The following is a 16,611-nucleotide window of genomic DNA, read 5'->3' on the forward strand; positions in this document are numbered from 1 at the left end:
CGTGGGGATCGGTTCCGTGCCGCGTGTGCGGCCGGCCTCCGGACCGGCGCGCGCCGGCGCAGGGGCCGACGCGCGCTGCCACAGGACGCTCCGGCCTACTGGACGCCGCTCGCCTCCTTGACCGGTGCCGCCGAGGGTGCCGCGGCGGGACGCATCCGGGAGGCGACGATCAGCGTGAGGACGACGAGCCCGGCCATGGCCAGGAAGACGTCGGAGTACGCGGAGCCGTCGTGATCGGAGTAGAAGGGGTTGAAGGCGTCGCTGCCGCTCTGCTGCCTCGCGGACACCAGTACGCCGAACACGGCGGGCCCGGTGCCGGCTCCGAGGAACTGGGCTCCCTGGAGGATGCCGAGGCCGACGCCGGCCTGTTCCGGGGGCAGTTCGCCCGCCGCGGCGCCGATGATGGTGGTCATCACGAGGATGAAGCCGATGCTGAGCCCGAGGACCCCCACACCGGCGGGGATCACCGAGGAGCCGTCGGTGAAGCTCGACAGCCACAGCGAGAACACACCGATCAGTGTGAGTCCGGTGAGCACCATGGGGCGGGTGCCGACGCGGTCGGCGAGGCGGCCGATCAGCGGCGAGAGCAGGGCGACGGAGATTCCGGCCGGGATCATGACCAGGGCGCCCTCTCCCGGAGTGAGACCGTTGACCTCGACGACCAGCAGCGGGACGAACACCAGCCCGCCGAGGTTCACGATCATGGCCAGGAACGCGACGAGGATGCCGGTCCGGTAGACCCGGTTGGAGAACAGCGCGGGCGGCACGAAGGGCTGCTCGACGCGGACGGTACGCCACCCGAAGAGAACGAGCGCCGCCACCGCGACCAGCAGACTGCCCCAGGACAGTGGTGCGGAGAAGCCGTTGACCTGGGCCTGGGTCATGCCGAACAGGACCAGCCCGGCTCCGAAGCCGAGGAGGATGCCGCCGGGAAGGTCGAGCCGGCCCTGGCCGGCCGGACTCTCGTCCGGGAGTACGCGCAGGGCCGCGGGAAGCAGCAGCAGCGAGACCACGAGCATGATCCAGAACAGCGCGGGCCAGCCGAGGAGTTGGCCGACGCCACCGCCCACCGCCGGTCCGGCGGCGGTGCCGATGCCCGCGCCCGCGGAGACGACGCCGATCCCGACGCCGCGCCTCTCCGGCGGGAGCAGTCGCGTGACGGCGATGATCGAGAGCACGGGGATCGCGGCCGCGCCGATGCCCGTCACGATCCGCCCGGTCACCAGCACGAGCAGGCTCGGGGCGAGCGCGCAGATCAGGCTGCCGACGGCGTAGGTCACCAGCGCGAAGGCGAAGAGGCGCCGCAGGCTCACCCGGTCGGAGATGCGGCCGTAGAGGGGGATCCCGACCGAGAACACCAGCAGGAACCCGGTGACCACCCAGGCGAGTTCCGCCTCGGTGGCCCCGAACTCCGCCCCGATCGTCGGGAGCATCAGAACGACCATGTCGCTGGCGGTGACCGTGACGAGGATCGCCGGCATGAGCACCGCCAGTAAGGCCAGTCCCGAGCCGGTCCGTTCGGTCGTTGTCGACGTGGAAGTCATTCGACACGTCCTTCGGGTGACTTTCTGCCACCATCGTAGTTACAGTTAGGGCATAAAGGCGGCGGAGGGCCGAGCCTCCGCCACCGGTCGGTCAGGGGCCTTCCCCGGAGGAAGTCCCTAGTGATTCCGCTGCGCGAGCTCGCGCTCGCCGGCCAGTACTTGCTGGACCAGATGGGCGATGGTCGTCCGGCCGAGCCGTTCCTCCATCGCCCGCTCCGCGTCCCGGAACTCCACTTCGAGCAGGGCCTGCATATTGCGCCCGACCTCGCACTCGGCGCTCGGTGGATGGGGATGGCGTGACAGGACCGGGCCCGCCTCGACGGCGGTGTAGGCGTCGTAGAGCGTGATCTCGCGTGCGGGGCGGGCGAGCGACCAGCCGCCGTTGCGCCCCTCGGTGGACCAGACCAGACCGGCATCCCGCAGGCTGCCGAGGATCCGCCGTACCAGAACGGGGTTGCTCGCCAGGCTCTCCGCGATCTCCGCGGAGGTCAGCGAGTGATCACCCCAGCGCGCCAGCATCGTGAGCGCGTGAATCGCCACCGCGCTTCTGCTGCTGACGCTCACCGTGATCCTCTTCCCTCGGCCGACGCTCGCCGACCGAACTGTAACCAGGCTAGTGACAGTTCGATCCGCGTGTCAATGCGGGACCCTGCGTGGCCAGGCACGAACGCGCCGGCGGACCGACGGGCCGCGCTCCGGAGGGAGAAGAAACTGCGGGCGCTCCGAAATGACAGCGGGAAACCGTCCAGTAGCGTGATGTGCCGACGCCGGGGGGCCGGCCGCCGGCCACGCCCTTCGGGCATACGCCGGGACTCCCCGGACCGGATCCAGGAGGTACGCCTGTGCAGCGGGTCACCAGCTCGATCCTCGCATCGCTTCCCGGCCCGCCCGCCCGGCCGGAATCGCCCGATCTCATCCGTCTCCTCGGCGGCCCCCGCAGCGAGCGGGCCCCCCGGACCTGCGGATGCCGGGGAACCCGCATGCGCGACTGCCCCGCGCTGCTCAGCCTCGGCACCGACCGGGCCGAGGTCGTGGCCCACGCCGACGCCCAGCTCTACGAGGCCGACCGGTGCCCCGACTCCGGCTGTGTCTACCGCTCCCTGCTCGCGCTCGTCCTCGCCGGTGATCTGCTGCTGGCGGACCTGCACTGCTCACGCCTGTCCGAGCAGCCCCGGTGGTCGGGCACCGGCCCCGCCGCGCAGGTGATACAGATCGTCCGCGGCCGGATCGGCTTCCTGGTCGGGGATCCGGGAAGCACCCGGCGCGTCCTCGGCGACCTGGTGCAGGGCCCCATCGCCGAATCGCTGGACGCGGTCGTGGTCGGCTGGCTCACCGAGGCGCTGGTCCAGCTGGGCGAGCCGTACACGGCGGAGAACCTGCTGAACGTCCGCGGCTACGCGGGAAACCTCCCCGCGCACCTGCCAGGCAAAGCGCTGCTGCTCCACGCCAGAGGACAGCTCAATTTCGCCCTGCGCCGCTCGAACCACGCGCTGAGGGACTTCTTGGCCTGTGGGGCCGAGGTCGCCGCCTGCGACTTCGCCAACCCCGCGGTGATCCCGTGGCGCACCGGCGCAGCACTGTGCCTGCGGGAGCTCAGGCAGGTCGAACCGGCACGTGCGCTCGCCCGCGCCGAGCTCGACGGAGCGAGGCGGTGGGGCTCCCCCCGGGAGATCGGCAGGGCCCTGCTCACCACGGCGTTGCTGGGGGAGGGCCCGGACGTCAGGGATCTCGTCACCGAGGGCGTCGATCTGCTCGCCGCGTCGGACGCCCGCGGTGACGTCACGTACGCGGCCCAGGTCATCGGCGCCGTACCGGGGCTCCGGCGGGACGAGGTGTGGACGCGGCAGATCCTGCGGCGGATCAGCGATCTCGCGGGACGGGGCGGGAACCCGCACGCCGCCGGCCGGGCCACCGAGGCGCTGTCCGGATTCCTGTCACTGCACGGCGAACCGGTGCTGACCAAGCACGAGACGGCCGTGGTCAAACTGGTCTGGGCCGGGTACAGCAACGCCGAGATCGCCGGTCGGCTGTCGTTGACGCGCCGCACCGTGGAACACCATCTGTCGGCGGTCTACCGGAAGTTCCGGCTTCCCGACCGGCGGCACCTGTTCCTGGCGATGACCGGCTTCCTCTGATGGCGCCGGACGCCGCCGCCCGTGCGCCGTCACCACGGCCAGCGCCACTCCTTGTTCTCCGGGACGACCCAGTAGTGCTGGAGCCGGACCCCGTCGATCAGCCATCGCCCGTCCTCCCGCACATAGCTGTCGGAGAACCGGCCGATGCTCTGGTGCACCACGTCCTCCTTGTCGAACCTGACGTGCTCCTCGAAGAAGCAGACGCCGGTCGCACGGTCGCCGTCGACCGATACCTGGTGGGCCTGGCCGAAGTTCATCAGCACCACTTCCGAGGCACCCTGGAGCTCGACCATCTTCGGCAGCAGAGTGCTGTAGTACTCCTGTATCGCCGAGCGGCCGCGGGCGTCGCCGAAGCTTCCGTAGTCCAGGTGGGCGTCCGTCGTGAACACGGCGCCGAGGCCGGGCCAGTCCCGGCCGTTGAGGCAGTGATGGAACGCGCTGCGCAGCTGGGTCAGCTCGCGGACCGCCTCCAACTCCCGCACTCTGGCCGACAGTTCGTCCATTCGGGCCTCCGGGCCCACGCCGTCCGCCATGTGATTCCTTTCGAGCGCTGCCGGATCCGTTTCCGTCCATTGCCGAAACCGCGCTCAGGTTCGCAGTCGTGCGACGGGCGGAGCAAGGCCCGTCCTCCATTGCTGGGGCCATTCCGAAACCGGTGAATTCGCCGGCCCGATTAGGGTCGGGACAGCCCTCGGGCAGGCAATGCCGGCGACACCGAACGGGAGAAACCGTGAATCAGCCGAAGCGAGTCGCCCTGATCAGTGGTGCGGGCCGCAACATCGGAGCCGCGACGGCCAGGGAGCTGGCCGGCCGGGGATACCACGTGATCGTCAACTACCGCAGCGACGCCGGTGCGGCAGCGGAGGTGGTCACGGCGATCGAGTCGAGCGGCGGCACCGCCGAGGCGGTCCGGGCAGATGTCTGCGACGCCGACGACGTCACCGCGCTGGTGGAGAAGGTACGGGCCGGCCATGGACGTATCGACCTGCTGATCTGCAACGCGAACACCGTGACCCCGCCCTTCGTGCCCTTCGCCGAACTGGAATGGGACGCGTTCGCCGCGAAGATCACCGGGGAGCTGGCCGGTTCCTTCTTCCTCACCCAGCGCACGCTCGCGGTCATGCGCGGCCAGGGGGCGGGGCGGATCATCTACATCTCCAGCACGGCGTCCGACACCATCGGCATGGCCATGGCCCACTCCGTCGCCAAGGCGGCCCTGAACACATTCAGCCGTCATATCGCCGGGATCGCCGCCCAGTACGGGGTGACGGTGAACACCGTCGCCTTCGGTGCCGTGCACACCGACGCCACCTCGGAGTTCACCGAGGGCTTCTGGAAGTACACGACCGACCGTTCCGTGGCGGGGCGCAAGGTGGAACCTGAGGACGCGGCCCGCGCCGTGGCCCTCGTGGCCGACGACGGCTTCGGGTTCACCTCCGGCCAGGTGATCCGCGTCGACGGCGGGTTCGAGGTCATGGACCAGCAGTTGCACCCGCTGGCGGACAGCTTCCGCTGACGCCCGTACACGACACCTCCACCACTGCCGACACCCCCGGTGGCGGTCCTGTGCACCGGTATCGGCAGCCGGTGCGGTACGCCGCGGCCCGATCCTGTGGGCCGACCGTAGGTTTTGCGGCCTTCCCTTGTTTCCCCCGAAGCGCTGATGAGACCGTGCGGTGGGCCGAGCGCACACCCGCGGCCGATGCGCACCGGCCGGGGCGCGGACCGGCGCCGCGTCCGGGCACCCGGTCCGGTGTCGCCCGGCGGGCCCCGCCACCGGCGCCTCGGCGGACACCCGGAACCAGACATCGCGGACGTGTGATGGGGGACAAGGATATGACCGCGTCGGAATTGAGCTGTCGGAATGCCGTGGCCGAACCGCGGCACCTGCTGGCGGAGGCCAGACGGAAGCGGCACGAACTCGTCTCCCGCGGGCGCTGGCAGGAGGCGGACGTCCTGGTCGAGCGAGCCCTGCGGGAAACCCTGCGCGACGCGTGCGCGGTCCGTGGACCGGACCTGGCCGACCTGACGTACGTACCGGGAGCCCGGATGCTCGGTTCGGCGGAGGGCGACGGACGGTTCGGGTACAGCACGGCGGCGCGCGCGGGTGCGGTACGCGCGCTGCTCCTGGCCAACCGGGGGCTGAACCGGGCAGAGGCCGTCCGGCAGGCCGGCATCGTGCTGGGTTCTCCCGGGCGGAACGACATCGGCGGGTTCTGGGCGGCCGTGCTCACCCTGATCTACGCGAACGAGCTGGCGGGCGCGAACGGCGCCTGCGCGCGGGCGGCCACCGTGGCGCAGTGGACCCGGTCGGCCCTTCACCGGGATGCGCTGGCGCTGCTGCGCGGGCGCATCTGGGCGGCTTCGGGGAAGGTACCGAAGGCCGTTTCGGTGTTCGGACGGGTCCGGCGGGACCGCGACGTGAGTCCGGAGCTCGTCGGTGTGGCCGCCGCGTGGCACGCCGAGGCACTCAGCGCGGTCGGAGAGCACCGCCAGGCGTACATCGCCCTGCACGAGAGCGGATTCGACGGCGCCGGTACGAGTCACCCCGAGCGCCCGCAGCTCCTCGCCGCCCGCAGCGCCGCGCATCTCGCCGCCGGGAACTTCCGGCTGGGTCTTGAGGACGCGCTCGCCAGCGGCGAGTGCGTCGGTATGTGGGGGGTGCACAATCCGGCCGTACTTCCGTGGCGTTCCCGGGCCGCGGTGTGCGCGTCGGGGCTGGGGCGGTCCGACTTCGCCGCGGTCCTCGCAGGTCAGGAACATGAACTGGCCCGGCGCTGGGGAACGAGACGCGCGCGCGGGATCGCTCTGAACGCGCTCGGCATCGCCCGGCGGGACGACGCCGGGGGGGTCGAGGCGGTCCGCGAAGCGGAGGCGCTGCTTTCCGGGGCCCCCGACACTCTGGAGGTGGCCAAGGTGCGTTTCGGCCTCGGGTGCCTGCTGCTGTCGCTCGGACGGCGTGAACAGGCCGGGGGATTCCTCTCCGCCGCGGCCGACACGGGTCTGCGGCCGTGGTCCGACCGTGCCGCGGCCACCCTCCGGCGGATGGCCGACGGCCACTGGACGCCGTCGCTCACCGAGCAGGAGAAGAAGGTCGCCCGGCTCGCTCTCGCCGGCCGCACCAACAAGGAGGTGGCGACCGGCTTGCACCTGACGGCGCGCACGGTCGAGTTCCACCTGTCGAACGCGTACCGCAAGCTCGGTATCTCCGGGCGCGAAGAGCTGGTGACAGCGGCCTTGCTGATCGGCTGAGACGGCGGCCGGTGGTCGACGGCCTGCTCCGTCGATGGCGGCACGGCATGGCGTGGCACGGCACGGCGTGGCAGGGCACAGCACGGTGTGGCAGGGCACGTCACGGCACGCTCGTGGCTGTGGGGCCGCGCCGGCCCGGATCCCGCCCCCGCAGGCGCCCGCCCGCAGGCGCCCGCCCGGATCCGCCCGCCCGGATCCGCCCGCCCGGATCCGCCGAGATGCGGTCGGCAGGCGCTCCCGCCGATGCGCCCCCGCAGGCGCGTCATGCGATGCTCCGGCTTCCTGCGGCAGCGGGACACCCCATCGCCCCATTCCCCGAATTGCGCTTCCCTGCCTGCGGGTTCGGCGCGCTCGTCCCGATGCCCCCACCATTCCTCTCCCCATTCCACGCCTTTTCCCCTGACCGGTCGGAAGCGAACGAGGGCTTCTTGCGGGGTGCTTGGCGGGATGCGGAACAGATCCGGGCAGCGATATTGTGCCAATCTGTGAGAGTTTTCGGCCATCGCATGTGAAGGGCCTGATAGGGGTAATTCTCACTCCGGCCAAATCTCTGCCGGATAAGCCTGTATCGTCCGTTCCCTGTGCAATCTCATTTGGCGCGTGCCGAAGCCCCGGGAGTTGTCCGGGATTCCTCCGTGGGGACACGACCCGGACGGATGGTTCACACCCCGCCGTCAGTCGTGATCACCCTCATGCCATCTCCACTCCTCTCCGGGGGTTCGTGAATCCCGCCGCATCGCCGGCGGCACCAAATGAGATCGTCGACAGTGGCCGGAAAAGTTTCCGTCCCCGGCGCGATCCGCGTACGGTCTAAGGCGGCTGTCAAGGTCCCGAGCTCTTCATCCGGCCGACCCGGACCACCACCACGAACAGCCGCTCGGTCACGCCGGACAGTGCCGTCCGGACGTTGCCGGGAAGGATTGCCGCCACCGCACGCGGACGGCGGGTCCGCAGGCGCCGATCCGTGATTCACTCGGCCGTCCCCGCTCCGCCCTCGCGACCCGCCCCGGATTCCCGTGCCCGTATCGGGTGCCGGACGCGGTGTGCCACAGCGTGGAGCATTCTCGCTTCGGCCGAGATCGAGCCATTCACCATGCGTTGCCATGTGAGACCGATATCAGCGATGGGGGTTAGCAGCGAAATGGCCAAGGACTACGGCAGGCACATACCAGCGGACACCTACGTTCTCGACGCACCCGGAACCCTGACAGCGGATCTTCCCGGAATCCAGAACCTCGACCACCGGGCCGCACCGGGCCGGCGCGGCGGCACGTCCCCGTACATTCCGGGGGAAGCGGGGGTGGGGCCCGGCCACCGCGTGCTGTCCCCGGAAACCTGCCCGGTTGTGCGGACCATGGAGCTGGCCAACCGCGGAACGAGCCGTGTGACGGTCATCGAGCGGACGGAGCGCGTGCTCGACGAGGCCGAGTCGCGCGCCGACGCCCGGTGCATGTGGCGCGCGATCCTCGCGCTGCTCTACACGGGCGATGTGGTGTCCGCGAGCGCGCAGTGCGCGCGGCTGGCCCAGGATCCGTTGTGGGCCGGATCGTCCCGCCGTCACGATCTGCTGACCCTGCTCCAGGCGCGCAGCAGTCTTCTGTTGGGTGACGCGCGCTGGGCGTCGGATCTCCTCGGGTCCGTACTCACCCACACGATGCCGGGGTCGCTGGAGTCGCTGGCGGCCTCCTGGCTGGTCGAAGCGCTGGTCGACCTCGGTGAGTACGAACGGGCGCACAAGGTGCTGCTCGAACACGAGCTGGCGGGCCGGCTCGACGAGGCTCTGCCGGACCGGGTGCACATTCTGGCCGCCCGGGGTGCCCTGCACACCGCCACGGGCCAGTTCGCGCACGCCATCGACGACTTCACGGCCTGCGGCCGGATCCTCTCCGCGTTCCATGTCGTCAACCCCGCGGTGATCCCCTGGCGTTCGAAGGCCGCTTTCGGCGCACTGGCCGCGCGCAGATTCGACCTGGCGCTCGCACTGGCCGAGAACGAGCTGATCGCGGCCCGCAAATGGGGTTCTCCGCGCAGCGTCGGCACAGCGCTGCACGCGGTGGCGGTGGCGCGGCGGGACGAGACATCGGTGTCCCTGCTCGACGAGGCCGTCGCGCTGCTCTGTCTCGGCGGCGCACGTACGGAGTTGGTCCGGGCGCTCTACGACCTCTCCGTGATGAGGGTCGAACACAAGGACGTCACCAGTGCGCGACGCCACCTGGAGGCGGCCTCCGTGGTGGCGAGGGAGTGCCGCAACACCTTCTGGTCGGACCGGGTCACGGCCGCCCTGGAACGGCTGAGCGCCGCCCGCGACATCCGTGGGCTCACCCGGCAGGAGGTCAAGATCGCGCAGCTCGCCCGAGCCGGCTACAGCAACCGGCGGATCGCGGAGACGCTCTTCCTGACGGTCCGGACGGTGGAATTCCACTTGTCGAACGTGTACCGGAAGCTCTCCATTTCCGGTCGGCGGGAGCTGGTCGCCGCGCTGAGTACCGACATGTCCTGAGCACCCGCACGCCCCGGGACCGACCCGGCCCGGAGCGCCGCCCACCGCACCGAGGTGGGCGGCGCTTTCGCTTCCCGTAAACAAGGGAATGCTTTCAGGTAATACCGCCGAAACAATCGGCCGGTCCGTCGAAAGGAATCCTGCGGGTTCACCGTAGGATCTCCCGTCCTCCCTTGTACGGAACTGCGGCCGGCTGTCAGGGTCGTTGTGGCCGGGTAATCGGCCCGTGAACCCCGGGAGGGTGCGCTCTATGCTCCAGCAGAACACGACGAAGCGCCTCGGCTACTGGCTCCTCCTTCTCCATCAGCAGTTCGACGCGTCCACCGGGAGATCCCTCGCAGGTCAGAAGCTGACCCGGCGGCAGTGGCAAGTGCTGCACGCCCTCAGTATCAAGGTGGACTCCGTAGCGGGGATCGACGCCGCATTCGCTCCGTTCCTGGTCGCCGACGGTGTCGACTCGTATCAGTCCGTCGTCGACGAGTTCGATGTCCGGGGCTGGGTCACGGTGACGGAGGAAACCGTGACGCTCACCGAATCGGGCGAGGCGGCGCACGAGCGGGCCGAATTGGTGGTAAACGCGCATGCGGCGGAATCGCTCGGCGGGATCTCGGAGGCCGAGTTTCTCGCGGCCAACGAGGTCCTCGCGCGGATCGCCGAGAATCTTGACAAGAAATAAGCGCCTGCGCCGCAATTCCTGATGGCCTTCTCTCTGCCACCTCGCTGACATCTCCGGAGGAACGCATGGACACTTCAGTCATCGTCGTCGGTGCCGGTCCCGCCGGGCTCATGCTGGCCGGAGAACTGCGCCTGGCGGGCATCGACGTCATCGTGCTGGACCGGCTGCCCGCACCGACGGGGCAGTCACGGGGCATCGGGTTCACCATCCGCACGATGGAGGTGTTCGACCAGCGGGGTCTGCTTCCCCGGTTCGGCGAGATCCGGACGAGCGAGGCGGGCCACTTCGGCGGTCTGCCGCTGGACCTCGGACTGCTGGGTGCCCCGCACCGGTCCGCCGTGGCCGTCCCGCAGTCGAGGACGGAGGCCGTGCTCGAAGGCTGGGCCGGGGAGCTGGGCGCGGACATCCGGCGCGGGCAGGAGTTCACCGGTTTCGTGGAGGACGCCGAGGGAGTGACCGTGACGGTCCGCGGCGGTGAACGGGCGCTGCGGGCCCGGTATCTGGTCGGCTGCGACGGCGGACGCAGTGCGGTGCGCAAGGCCGCCGGCTTCGACTTCCCGGGCACGCCCGCCACCACGGAACTGTTTCTCGCCGATGTACGGGGCGTCGAACTGGAACCCCGCACGATCGGCGAGCAGACCCCCGGCGGCATGGTGATGGTGGCGCGGCTGCCCGGCGGAATCCACCGGATCATCGTCGGGGAGCGCGGCACGCCACCGCCGGAGAGGCGCACCGAGCCGCCCGGCTTCGGTGAGGTGGCCGATGTCTGGAAACGCCTGACCGGCATCGACATCTCCGCCGCCGAGCCGGTGTGGGTCAGCGCGTTCAGCGACGCCGCCCGCCAGGTCACCGAGTACCGGCGCGGCCGGGTACTGCTGGCCGGAGACGCGGCGCATGTCCATCTGCCCGCGGGCGGGCAGGGCATGAACACCAGCGTGCAGGACTCGGTGAACCTGGGCTGGAAGCTCGCCGCCGTGGTGCGCGGCACGGCGCCCGAGGCGCTGCTGGACAGCTACCACGGGGAACGGCACGAGGTCGGCCGCAGACTGCTGGCGAACACGCGGGCCCAGAGCACCCTCATCCTCGGCGGTGACGAGGTGGGACCCCTGCGGGAGGTGCTCGGCGAACTGCTGGACCACGCGGAGGTGGAACGCCATCTCGCCGCCCGGGTCAGCGGCCTGGACATCCGTTACGACGTGGGCGGCGGCGGCCACCCCCTGCTGGGGGCGCGCATGCCGCGGCTCGCACTGCTCCGCGGCGGCGGGCGCACCGACAGCGGAACGCTGCTGCGGCCCGCCCGCGGCGTGCTCCTGGACCTCGACGACAACGCCCGGCTGCGACGGCGCGCGCAGGGATGGAGCGACCGGGTCGACATCGTGACGGCGACTTCGCACGACATCCCGGCGGGCAGCCCGCTGGCCGGCACCGCCGCCGTCCTGGTGCGGCCCGACGGGCATGTCGCCTGGGCGGCCCCCGGCAGTCACCACGACCTGCCGATGGCCCTGGACCGCTGGTTCGGGCCCGCGCGATGAGCACGCGCCGCCCGATGGACACGAGCCCGACGAGTACGGGCCGACGAGCACACGAGAGGGAACGATGCACAGCACATTGATCGTGGCCAGGATGGCATCGGCATCGGCCGAGGAGGTGGCCGGACTCTTCGGCGCCTTCGACGCGACCGACATGCCCGGCCGCATGGGCACCCGCCGCCGCCAGCTCTTCGCGTACCGGGGCCTCTACTTCCATCTGCAGGACTTCGACGAGGACAACGGCGCCGGACTGATCGAGGACGCGAAGACCGATTCCCGGTTCGTCCGGATCAGCCAGGACCTCAAGCCGCACATCGAGGCCTACGACCCCGAGACCTGGCGCTCGCCCGCGGACGCCGTGGCCCGGCGCTTCTACCACTGGCGGGAGTCATGAGCGGAGCGCACAGCACCACCGGCGCCCGTCGCGTCGTGATCACCGGCATCGGTGTGACCGCTCCGGGCGGCCAGGGCGCGAAGGCCTTCTGGAAGCTGCTCACCGACGGCCGGACCGCCACCCGCCGCATCTCCTTCTTCGACCCTTCGCCCTTCCGCTCCCAGGTCGCCGCCGAGGTCGACTTCGACGCCGAACTGTCCGGGCTGACCCCGCAGGAGATCCGGCGGATGGACCGGGCCGCGCAGTTCGCCGTCGTGACCGCACGCGAGGCGGTCGCCGACAGTGGGCTGGAGTTCGGGGCGCTGGACCCGCACCGCACCGGGGTGACGATCGGCAGCGCGGTGGGCGCGACCACCGGCCTGGACCAGGAGTACCGCACCGTCAGTGACGACGGCCGGCTGGAACTGGTCGACCACACGTACGCCGTTCCGCATCTCTACAACTACCTGGTGCCCAGCTCGTTCGCGACCGAGGTCGCCTGGGCCGTGGGCGCCGAAGGACCGAGCACCGTGGTCTCGACCGGCTGCACCTCCGGCCTCGACGCGGTCGGCTACGCCGCCGACGTCATCAGGGAGGGCTCGGCCGACGTGATGATCGCCGGTGCGGCCGACGCTCCCATCTCGCCCATCACCGTGGCCTGCTTCGACGCGATCAAGGCCACGACCCCTCGCAACGACGACCCGGCGCACGCCTCGCGCCCGTTCGACGCGAGCCGCAACGGTTTCGTCATGGGCGAGGGCGCGGCGGTGTTCGTACTGGAGGAGTGGGGGAGCGCACGGGCCCGCGGCGCGAAGATCTACGCGGAGGTGGCCGGTTTCGCGACGCGTTCCAACGCGTTCCACATGACCGGACTGCGCCCCGACGGCAAGGAGATGGCCGAGGCCATCCGCGTCGCGCTCCACGAGGCCCGGCTCAACCCCGACGACATCGACTACATCAACGCGCACGGCTCCGGGACCAAGCAGAACGACCGGCACGAGACGGCCGCGTTCAAACGCAGCCTCGGGGACCACGCCCACCGCACCCCGGTCAGCTCCATCAAGTCGATGGTCGGGCACTCGCTCGGCGCCATCGGGTCGATCGAGATCGCCGCCTCGGTGCTGGCCATGACGCACGACGTGGTGCCGCCGACGGCGAATCTGCACACGCCGGACCCGGAGTGCGACCTGGACTACGTACCGCTGACCGCCCGCGACTGGAAGACCGAGGCGGTCCTCTCGGTGGGCAGCGGATTCGGCGGCTTCCAGAGCGCGGTGGTGCTGGCGAAACCCGACCGGAGGCTCCGATGACTCCCCGTACCTGGGTGACCGGACTCGGAGTGGCCGCGCCCACGGGGCTGGGCATCGAGGCGTACTGGTCGGCCACACTGGCCGGCCGCAGCGCCATCGGCCGGGTGACCCACTTCGATCCGTCGCCCTACCCGTGCCGGCTGGCCGGTCAGATAAGCGGGTTCGAGGCCGCGGAGCACCTGCCCGGCCGGCTGCTGCCCCAGACCGACCGGATGACCCGGATCGCCCTGGTCGGCGCCGACTGGGCGTTCGCGGACGCCGGTGTCGTCCCGTCCGAACTGCCCGACTACGACGTGGGGGTCATCACGGCCAGCCACTCCGGCGGCTTCGAGTTCGGCCAGAACGAGCTCAGGGCGCTGTGGAGCAAGGGCGGCCAGTACGTCAGCGCGTACCAGTCGTTCGCCTGGTTCTACGCGGTCAACAGCGGACAGATCTCCATCCGCGGCGGACTGCGCGGACCGAGCAGCGTGGTGGTCAGCGACCAGGCGGGCGGGCTCGACGCGGTCGCGCAGGCCCGCAGGCAGATCCGCAAGGGCACCGGCATGGTGATCTCCGGCGCGGTCGACGCGTCGATCTGCCCCTGGGGCTGGGTCGCCCAGCTCACCAGCGGCCGGCTGAGCACCAGTGACGACCCGGAACGCGCGTACCTGCCCTTCGACGACCGGGCCCGCGGCCATGTCCCCGGCGAGGGCGGCGCGCTGATGGTGCTGGAGAACGCCGGACACGCCCTGGAGCGCGGTGCGCCGCGCGTCTACGGGGAGATCGCGGGCCACGCCTCCACGCTGGACCCCAGGCCCGGCGCCGACCGGGCGCCGACGCTGCAGAACGCGATCGAACTCGCCCTGAAGGACGCGGAGTCGGCGCCCGAGGACATCTCGGTGGTGTTCGCGGACGCCGCGGCCGTCCCGGAACTCGACCGGGCGGAGGCGGAGGCGATCACCAAGGTCTTCGGGCCCCGCGGGGTGCCGGTGACGGCGCCGAAGACCACGACGGGACGGCTGTACTCCGGTGCCGCCCCGCTCGACCTCGCCGCCGCCTTCCTGTCGATACGCGACGGAGTCATCCCGCCGACCGCGGGCTCCACGCTGTCGAACACGTACGAGATCGACCTGGTGACCGGTACGGCGCGTCCCGCGGAGCTGCGCAGCGCGCTCGTACTCGCCCGTGGCCAGGGCGGATTCAACTCCGCCATGGTCGTGCGCGCCGTCGATCACACCCGCCTCTGACGAAGGGACCGGACATGCCCGCCGACGCATTCACCCTCGAACATCTCAAGACCATCCTGCGGGAGGGCGCGGGTACGGACGAGAGCGTCGACCTCGACGCGGACATCATCGACACCGCCTTCGAGGACCTCGGATACGAATCGCTCGCCCTGCTGGAGACCGCCGGCCGGATCGAGCGGGAACTCGCCATCAGCCTGGACGAAGAGGTACTGGCCAGAGCCCGCACCCCGCGCGAGCTGATCGATCTCGTCAACACCCATCTGCCCGCCGCGCGGGCGCTCTGACCGGGAAAGGACTGTGGGGAACATGCCAGACATCGCTGCCAGGGTCGCCCTGGTCACCGGTGCGACCAGCGGAATCGGTCTCGCCTCGGCCCGCCTGCTCGCCCAGCAGGGACACCGGGTGTTCCTCTGCGCCCGGGACGAGGAAGCGGTCGCGGAGACCGTCAAGGCCCTCCGGGCCGAAGGCCTCGACGTGGACGGCACGACGGGCGACGTACGGTCCCGGGAGGACATCGCGGAGGTGGTGCGGGCCGCGGTCGCCCGGTTCGGGACGATCGACGTCCTGGTCAACAACGCGGGCCGCAGCGGCGGCGGGGTGACCGCCGACATCGCGGACGACCTCTGGGCCGATGTCATCGCGACCAATCTGACCAGTGTCTTCACGATGACCCGCGAGGTGCTCAACGCCGGTGGCATGCGGGCGAAGAACCGGGGGCGGATCATCAACATCGCCTCCACCGCGGGCAAGCAGGGCGTGGTGCTCGGCGCCCCCTACTCGGCGTCCAAGCACGGTGTCGTCGGCTTCACCAAGGCACTGGGCAACGAACTCGCGCCGACCGGCGTCACGGTCAACGCGGTGTGCCCCGGCTATGTGGAGACCCCGATGGCACAGCGGGTCCGGCAGGGCTACGCGGACGCGTACGACACCACCGAGGACGCCATCCTGCAGAAGTTCCGGGCCAAGATCCCGCTCGGCCGGTACTCCACGCCCGAGGAGGTGGCGGGCCTGGTCGGCTATCTCGCCTCGGATCCGGCGGCCTCGATCACCGCCCAGGCGCTGAACGTGTGCGGCGGGCTCGGCAACTTCTGACATACGGATGAGAGGGGAGAACGGCATGCCCGAGCAAGCCGGCCGTGAGGCCGCCCACGAGATCACCGTCCTGGCGAGTGCCGCCGAGGTCTACCGACTGCTCGCCGAGGTCGAGAACTGGCCGCGGCTGTTCCCGCCGTCGGTGTACGTCGAGTACCTGGAGCGGGACGGGAACCAGGAGCGGATACGTATCTGGGCCACCGCCAACGGCGAGGCGAAGAACTGGACTTCGCGCCGGGAACTCGATCCGGAAGGACTGCGCATCACCTTCCGCCAGGAGGTCTCCGCACCTCCCGTCGCCGAGATGAGCGGCACCTGGGTCATCGAGCCCCTCGGCGACAACGAGACCCGGCTGCGGCTGCTGCACGAGTACCGGGCGATCGACGACGATCCCGAGGGCCTGCGGTGGATCGACCAGGCCGTGGACCGCAACAGCCGGGCCGAACTCCCCGCCGTCAAGGCCGGACTGGAGGAGGCCACGCGGGCCCGGGCGCTGACGCTCTCGTTCGTGGACTCCGTACGGGCCCAAGGGTCCGCGAAGGATCTCTACGACTTCGTCAACGAGGCCAGGCTGTGGACCGAACGGCTCCCGCACGTCAGCGAGGTGAAACTGACCGAGGACACCCCGGGACTCCAGGTGCTGCGGATGCACACCCGCGCCAAGGACGGCTCCACGCACCTCACCGAATCGGTCCGGGTGTGCTTCCCGCACCAGCGGATCGTGTACAAGCAGACCACGCTGCCCGCGCTGATGACCCTGCACACCGGGTACTGGCGGTTCGACGAGGAGCCGGACGGAACCGCCACCGCGAGTTCCCAGCACACGGTGGTGATCAAGGAGGAGAACATCACCGCGATCCTCGGCCCCGACGCCGGAATCCCCGAGGCCAGGGAGTTCATCAGGGAAGCGCTCGGAACCAACAGCCGGGCGACGCTCGCCCACGCCCGGACGTACGCGGAAGCACGGCGCTGAC

15 protein-coding genes are annotated in these 16,611 nt (G+C 70.6%); 12 read left to right on the forward strand and 3 right to left on the reverse strand.

Annotated elements, in window-relative coordinates:
- Positions 1–95: 95 nt before the first annotated feature.
- Positions 96–1,544: an MFS transporter gene (locus tag OHA98_RS12885; protein WP_266925353.1), complete on the reverse strand. Its 1,449-nt coding sequence runs from the start codon at positions 1,542–1,544 to the stop codon at positions 96–98.
- Positions 1,545–1,661: 117 nt separating this feature from the next.
- On the reverse strand, positions 1,662–2,108 hold the full coding sequence (locus OHA98_RS12890; RefSeq protein ID WP_266925355.1) for an Rrf2 family transcriptional regulator: 447 nt from the start codon (positions 2,106–2,108) through the stop codon (positions 1,662–1,664).
- A gap of 416 nt (positions 2,109–2,524) precedes the next feature.
- Between OHA98_RS12890 and OHA98_RS12895 the strand changes: the two genes are divergently transcribed.
- Positions 2,525–3,679, forward strand: coding sequence for a helix-turn-helix transcriptional regulator (locus OHA98_RS12895; protein WP_266925357.1), 1,155 nt, complete (start codon positions 2,525–2,527; stop codon positions 3,677–3,679).
- Between the two features lie 29 nt (positions 3,680–3,708).
- On the opposite strand, the gene OHA98_RS12900 is transcribed toward OHA98_RS12895, so the two are convergent.
- Positions 3,709–4,182, reverse strand: coding sequence for a nuclear transport factor 2 family protein (locus OHA98_RS12900; protein ID WP_266925359.1), 474 nt, complete (start codon positions 4,180–4,182; stop codon positions 3,709–3,711).
- Between the two features lie 227 nt (positions 4,183–4,409).
- Between OHA98_RS12900 and OHA98_RS12905 the strand changes: the two genes are divergently transcribed.
- The 11 genes from OHA98_RS12905 to OHA98_RS12955 all read left to right on the forward strand — a co-directional run bounded on the left by OHA98_RS12905 (position 4,410) and on the right by OHA98_RS12955 (position 16,610).
- Positions 4,410–5,195, forward strand: a complete 786-nt coding sequence (locus OHA98_RS12905) for an SDR family oxidoreductase (RefSeq protein ID WP_266925361.1) — start codon at positions 4,410–4,412, stop codon at positions 5,193–5,195.
- Positions 5,196–5,548: 353 nt separating this feature from the next.
- Entirely contained in the window at positions 5,549–6,931 is a 1,383-nt protein-coding gene (locus tag OHA98_RS12910; protein WP_266925362.1) for a helix-turn-helix transcriptional regulator, read from the forward strand.
- Between the two features lie 1,123 nt (positions 6,932–8,054).
- Entirely contained in the window at positions 8,055–9,431 is a 1,377-nt protein-coding gene (locus tag OHA98_RS12915) for a LuxR C-terminal-related transcriptional regulator (RefSeq protein ID WP_266925364.1), read from the forward strand.
- Positions 9,432–9,681: 250 nt separating this feature from the next.
- Positions 9,682–10,107, forward strand: a complete 426-nt coding sequence (locus OHA98_RS12920) for a hypothetical protein (RefSeq protein ID WP_266925366.1) — start codon at positions 9,682–9,684, stop codon at positions 10,105–10,107.
- Between the two features lie 65 nt (positions 10,108–10,172).
- A complete protein-coding gene (locus OHA98_RS12925; protein WP_266925368.1) occupies positions 10,173–11,639 on the forward strand; it encodes an FAD-dependent monooxygenase in 1,467 nt (488 codons plus the stop codon).
- A gap of 64 nt (positions 11,640–11,703) precedes the next feature.
- Positions 11,704–12,030: a TcmI family type II polyketide cyclase gene (locus tag OHA98_RS12930; RefSeq protein ID WP_266925370.1), complete on the forward strand. Its 327-nt coding sequence runs from the start codon at positions 11,704–11,706 to the stop codon at positions 12,028–12,030.
- Complete coding sequence (locus OHA98_RS12935) at positions 12,027–13,319, forward strand: beta-ketoacyl synthase (RefSeq protein ID WP_266925372.1); 1,293 nt, start codon at positions 12,027–12,029, stop codon at positions 13,317–13,319. The genes OHA98_RS12930 and OHA98_RS12935 overlap by 4 nt, the downstream gene beginning before the upstream one ends.
- A complete protein-coding gene (locus OHA98_RS12940; protein ID WP_266925373.1) occupies positions 13,316–14,545 on the forward strand; it encodes a ketosynthase chain-length factor in 1,230 nt (409 codons plus the stop codon). The genes OHA98_RS12935 and OHA98_RS12940 overlap by 4 nt, the downstream gene beginning before the upstream one ends.
- Positions 14,546–14,559: 14 nt before the next feature.
- Positions 14,560–14,829 (forward strand): acyl carrier protein, encoded by a 270-nt coding sequence (locus OHA98_RS12945; protein ID WP_266925375.1) that lies wholly within the window; start codon positions 14,560–14,562, stop codon positions 14,827–14,829.
- Between the two features lie 22 nt (positions 14,830–14,851).
- Complete coding sequence (fabG, locus tag OHA98_RS12950; protein ID WP_266925376.1) at positions 14,852–15,637, forward strand: 3-oxoacyl-ACP reductase FabG; 786 nt, start codon at positions 14,852–14,854, stop codon at positions 15,635–15,637.
- Positions 15,638–15,662: 25 nt separating this feature from the next.
- Positions 15,663–16,610: an aromatase/cyclase gene (locus OHA98_RS12955; RefSeq protein WP_266925378.1), complete on the forward strand. Its 948-nt coding sequence runs from the start codon at positions 15,663–15,665 to the stop codon at positions 16,608–16,610.
- The last annotated feature ends 1 nt before the right edge of the window (position 16,611 follow it).

It is taken from the genome of Streptomyces sp. NBC_00654, assembly GCF_026341775.1.
GTDB lineage: Bacteria > Actinomycetota > Actinomycetes > Streptomycetales > Streptomycetaceae > Streptomyces.

What these genes read in the sequence shown, in the direction of transcription:
- OHA98_RS12920 (WP_266925366.1), top strand. Translation starts at nt 9,682, where the DNA reads ATGCTCCAGCAGAACACGACGAAGCGCCTCGGCTACTGGCTCCTCCTT.
- OHA98_RS12930 (WP_266925370.1), top strand. Translation starts at nt 11,704, where the DNA reads ATGCACAGCACATTGATCGTGGCCAGGATGGCATCGGCATCGGCCGAG.
- OHA98_RS12935 (WP_266925372.1), top strand. Translation starts at nt 12,027, where the DNA reads ATGAGCGGAGCGCACAGCACCACCGGCGCCCGTCGCGTCGTGATCACC.
- OHA98_RS12895 (WP_266925357.1), top strand. Translation starts at nt 2,525, where the DNA reads ATGCGCGACTGCCCCGCGCTGCTCAGCCTCGGCACCGACCGGGCCGAG.
- OHA98_RS12945 (WP_266925375.1), top strand. Translation starts at nt 14,560, where the DNA reads ATGCCCGCCGACGCATTCACCCTCGAACATCTCAAGACCATCCTGCGG.
- OHA98_RS12915 (WP_266925364.1), top strand. Translation starts at nt 8,055, where the DNA reads ATGGGGGTTAGCAGCGAAATGGCCAAGGACTACGGCAGGCACATACCA.
- OHA98_RS12900 (WP_266925359.1), bottom strand. Translation starts at nt 4,182, where the DNA reads ATGGACGAACTGTCGGCCAGAGTGCGGGAGTTGGAGGCGGTCCGCGAG.
- OHA98_RS12925 (WP_266925368.1), top strand. Translation starts at nt 10,173, where the DNA reads ATGGACACTTCAGTCATCGTCGTCGGTGCCGGTCCCGCCGGGCTCATG.
- OHA98_RS12940 (WP_266925373.1), top strand. Translation starts at nt 13,316, where the DNA reads ATGACTCCCCGTACCTGGGTGACCGGACTCGGAGTGGCCGCGCCCACG.
- OHA98_RS12955 (WP_266925378.1), top strand. Translation starts at nt 15,663, where the DNA reads ATGCCCGAGCAAGCCGGCCGTGAGGCCGCCCACGAGATCACCGTCCTG.
- OHA98_RS12885 (WP_266925353.1), bottom strand. Translation starts at nt 1,544, where the DNA reads ATGACTTCCACGTCGACAACGACCGAACGGACCGGCTCGGGACTGGCC.
- fabG (WP_266925376.1), top strand. Translation starts at nt 14,852, where the DNA reads ATGCCAGACATCGCTGCCAGGGTCGCCCTGGTCACCGGTGCGACCAGC.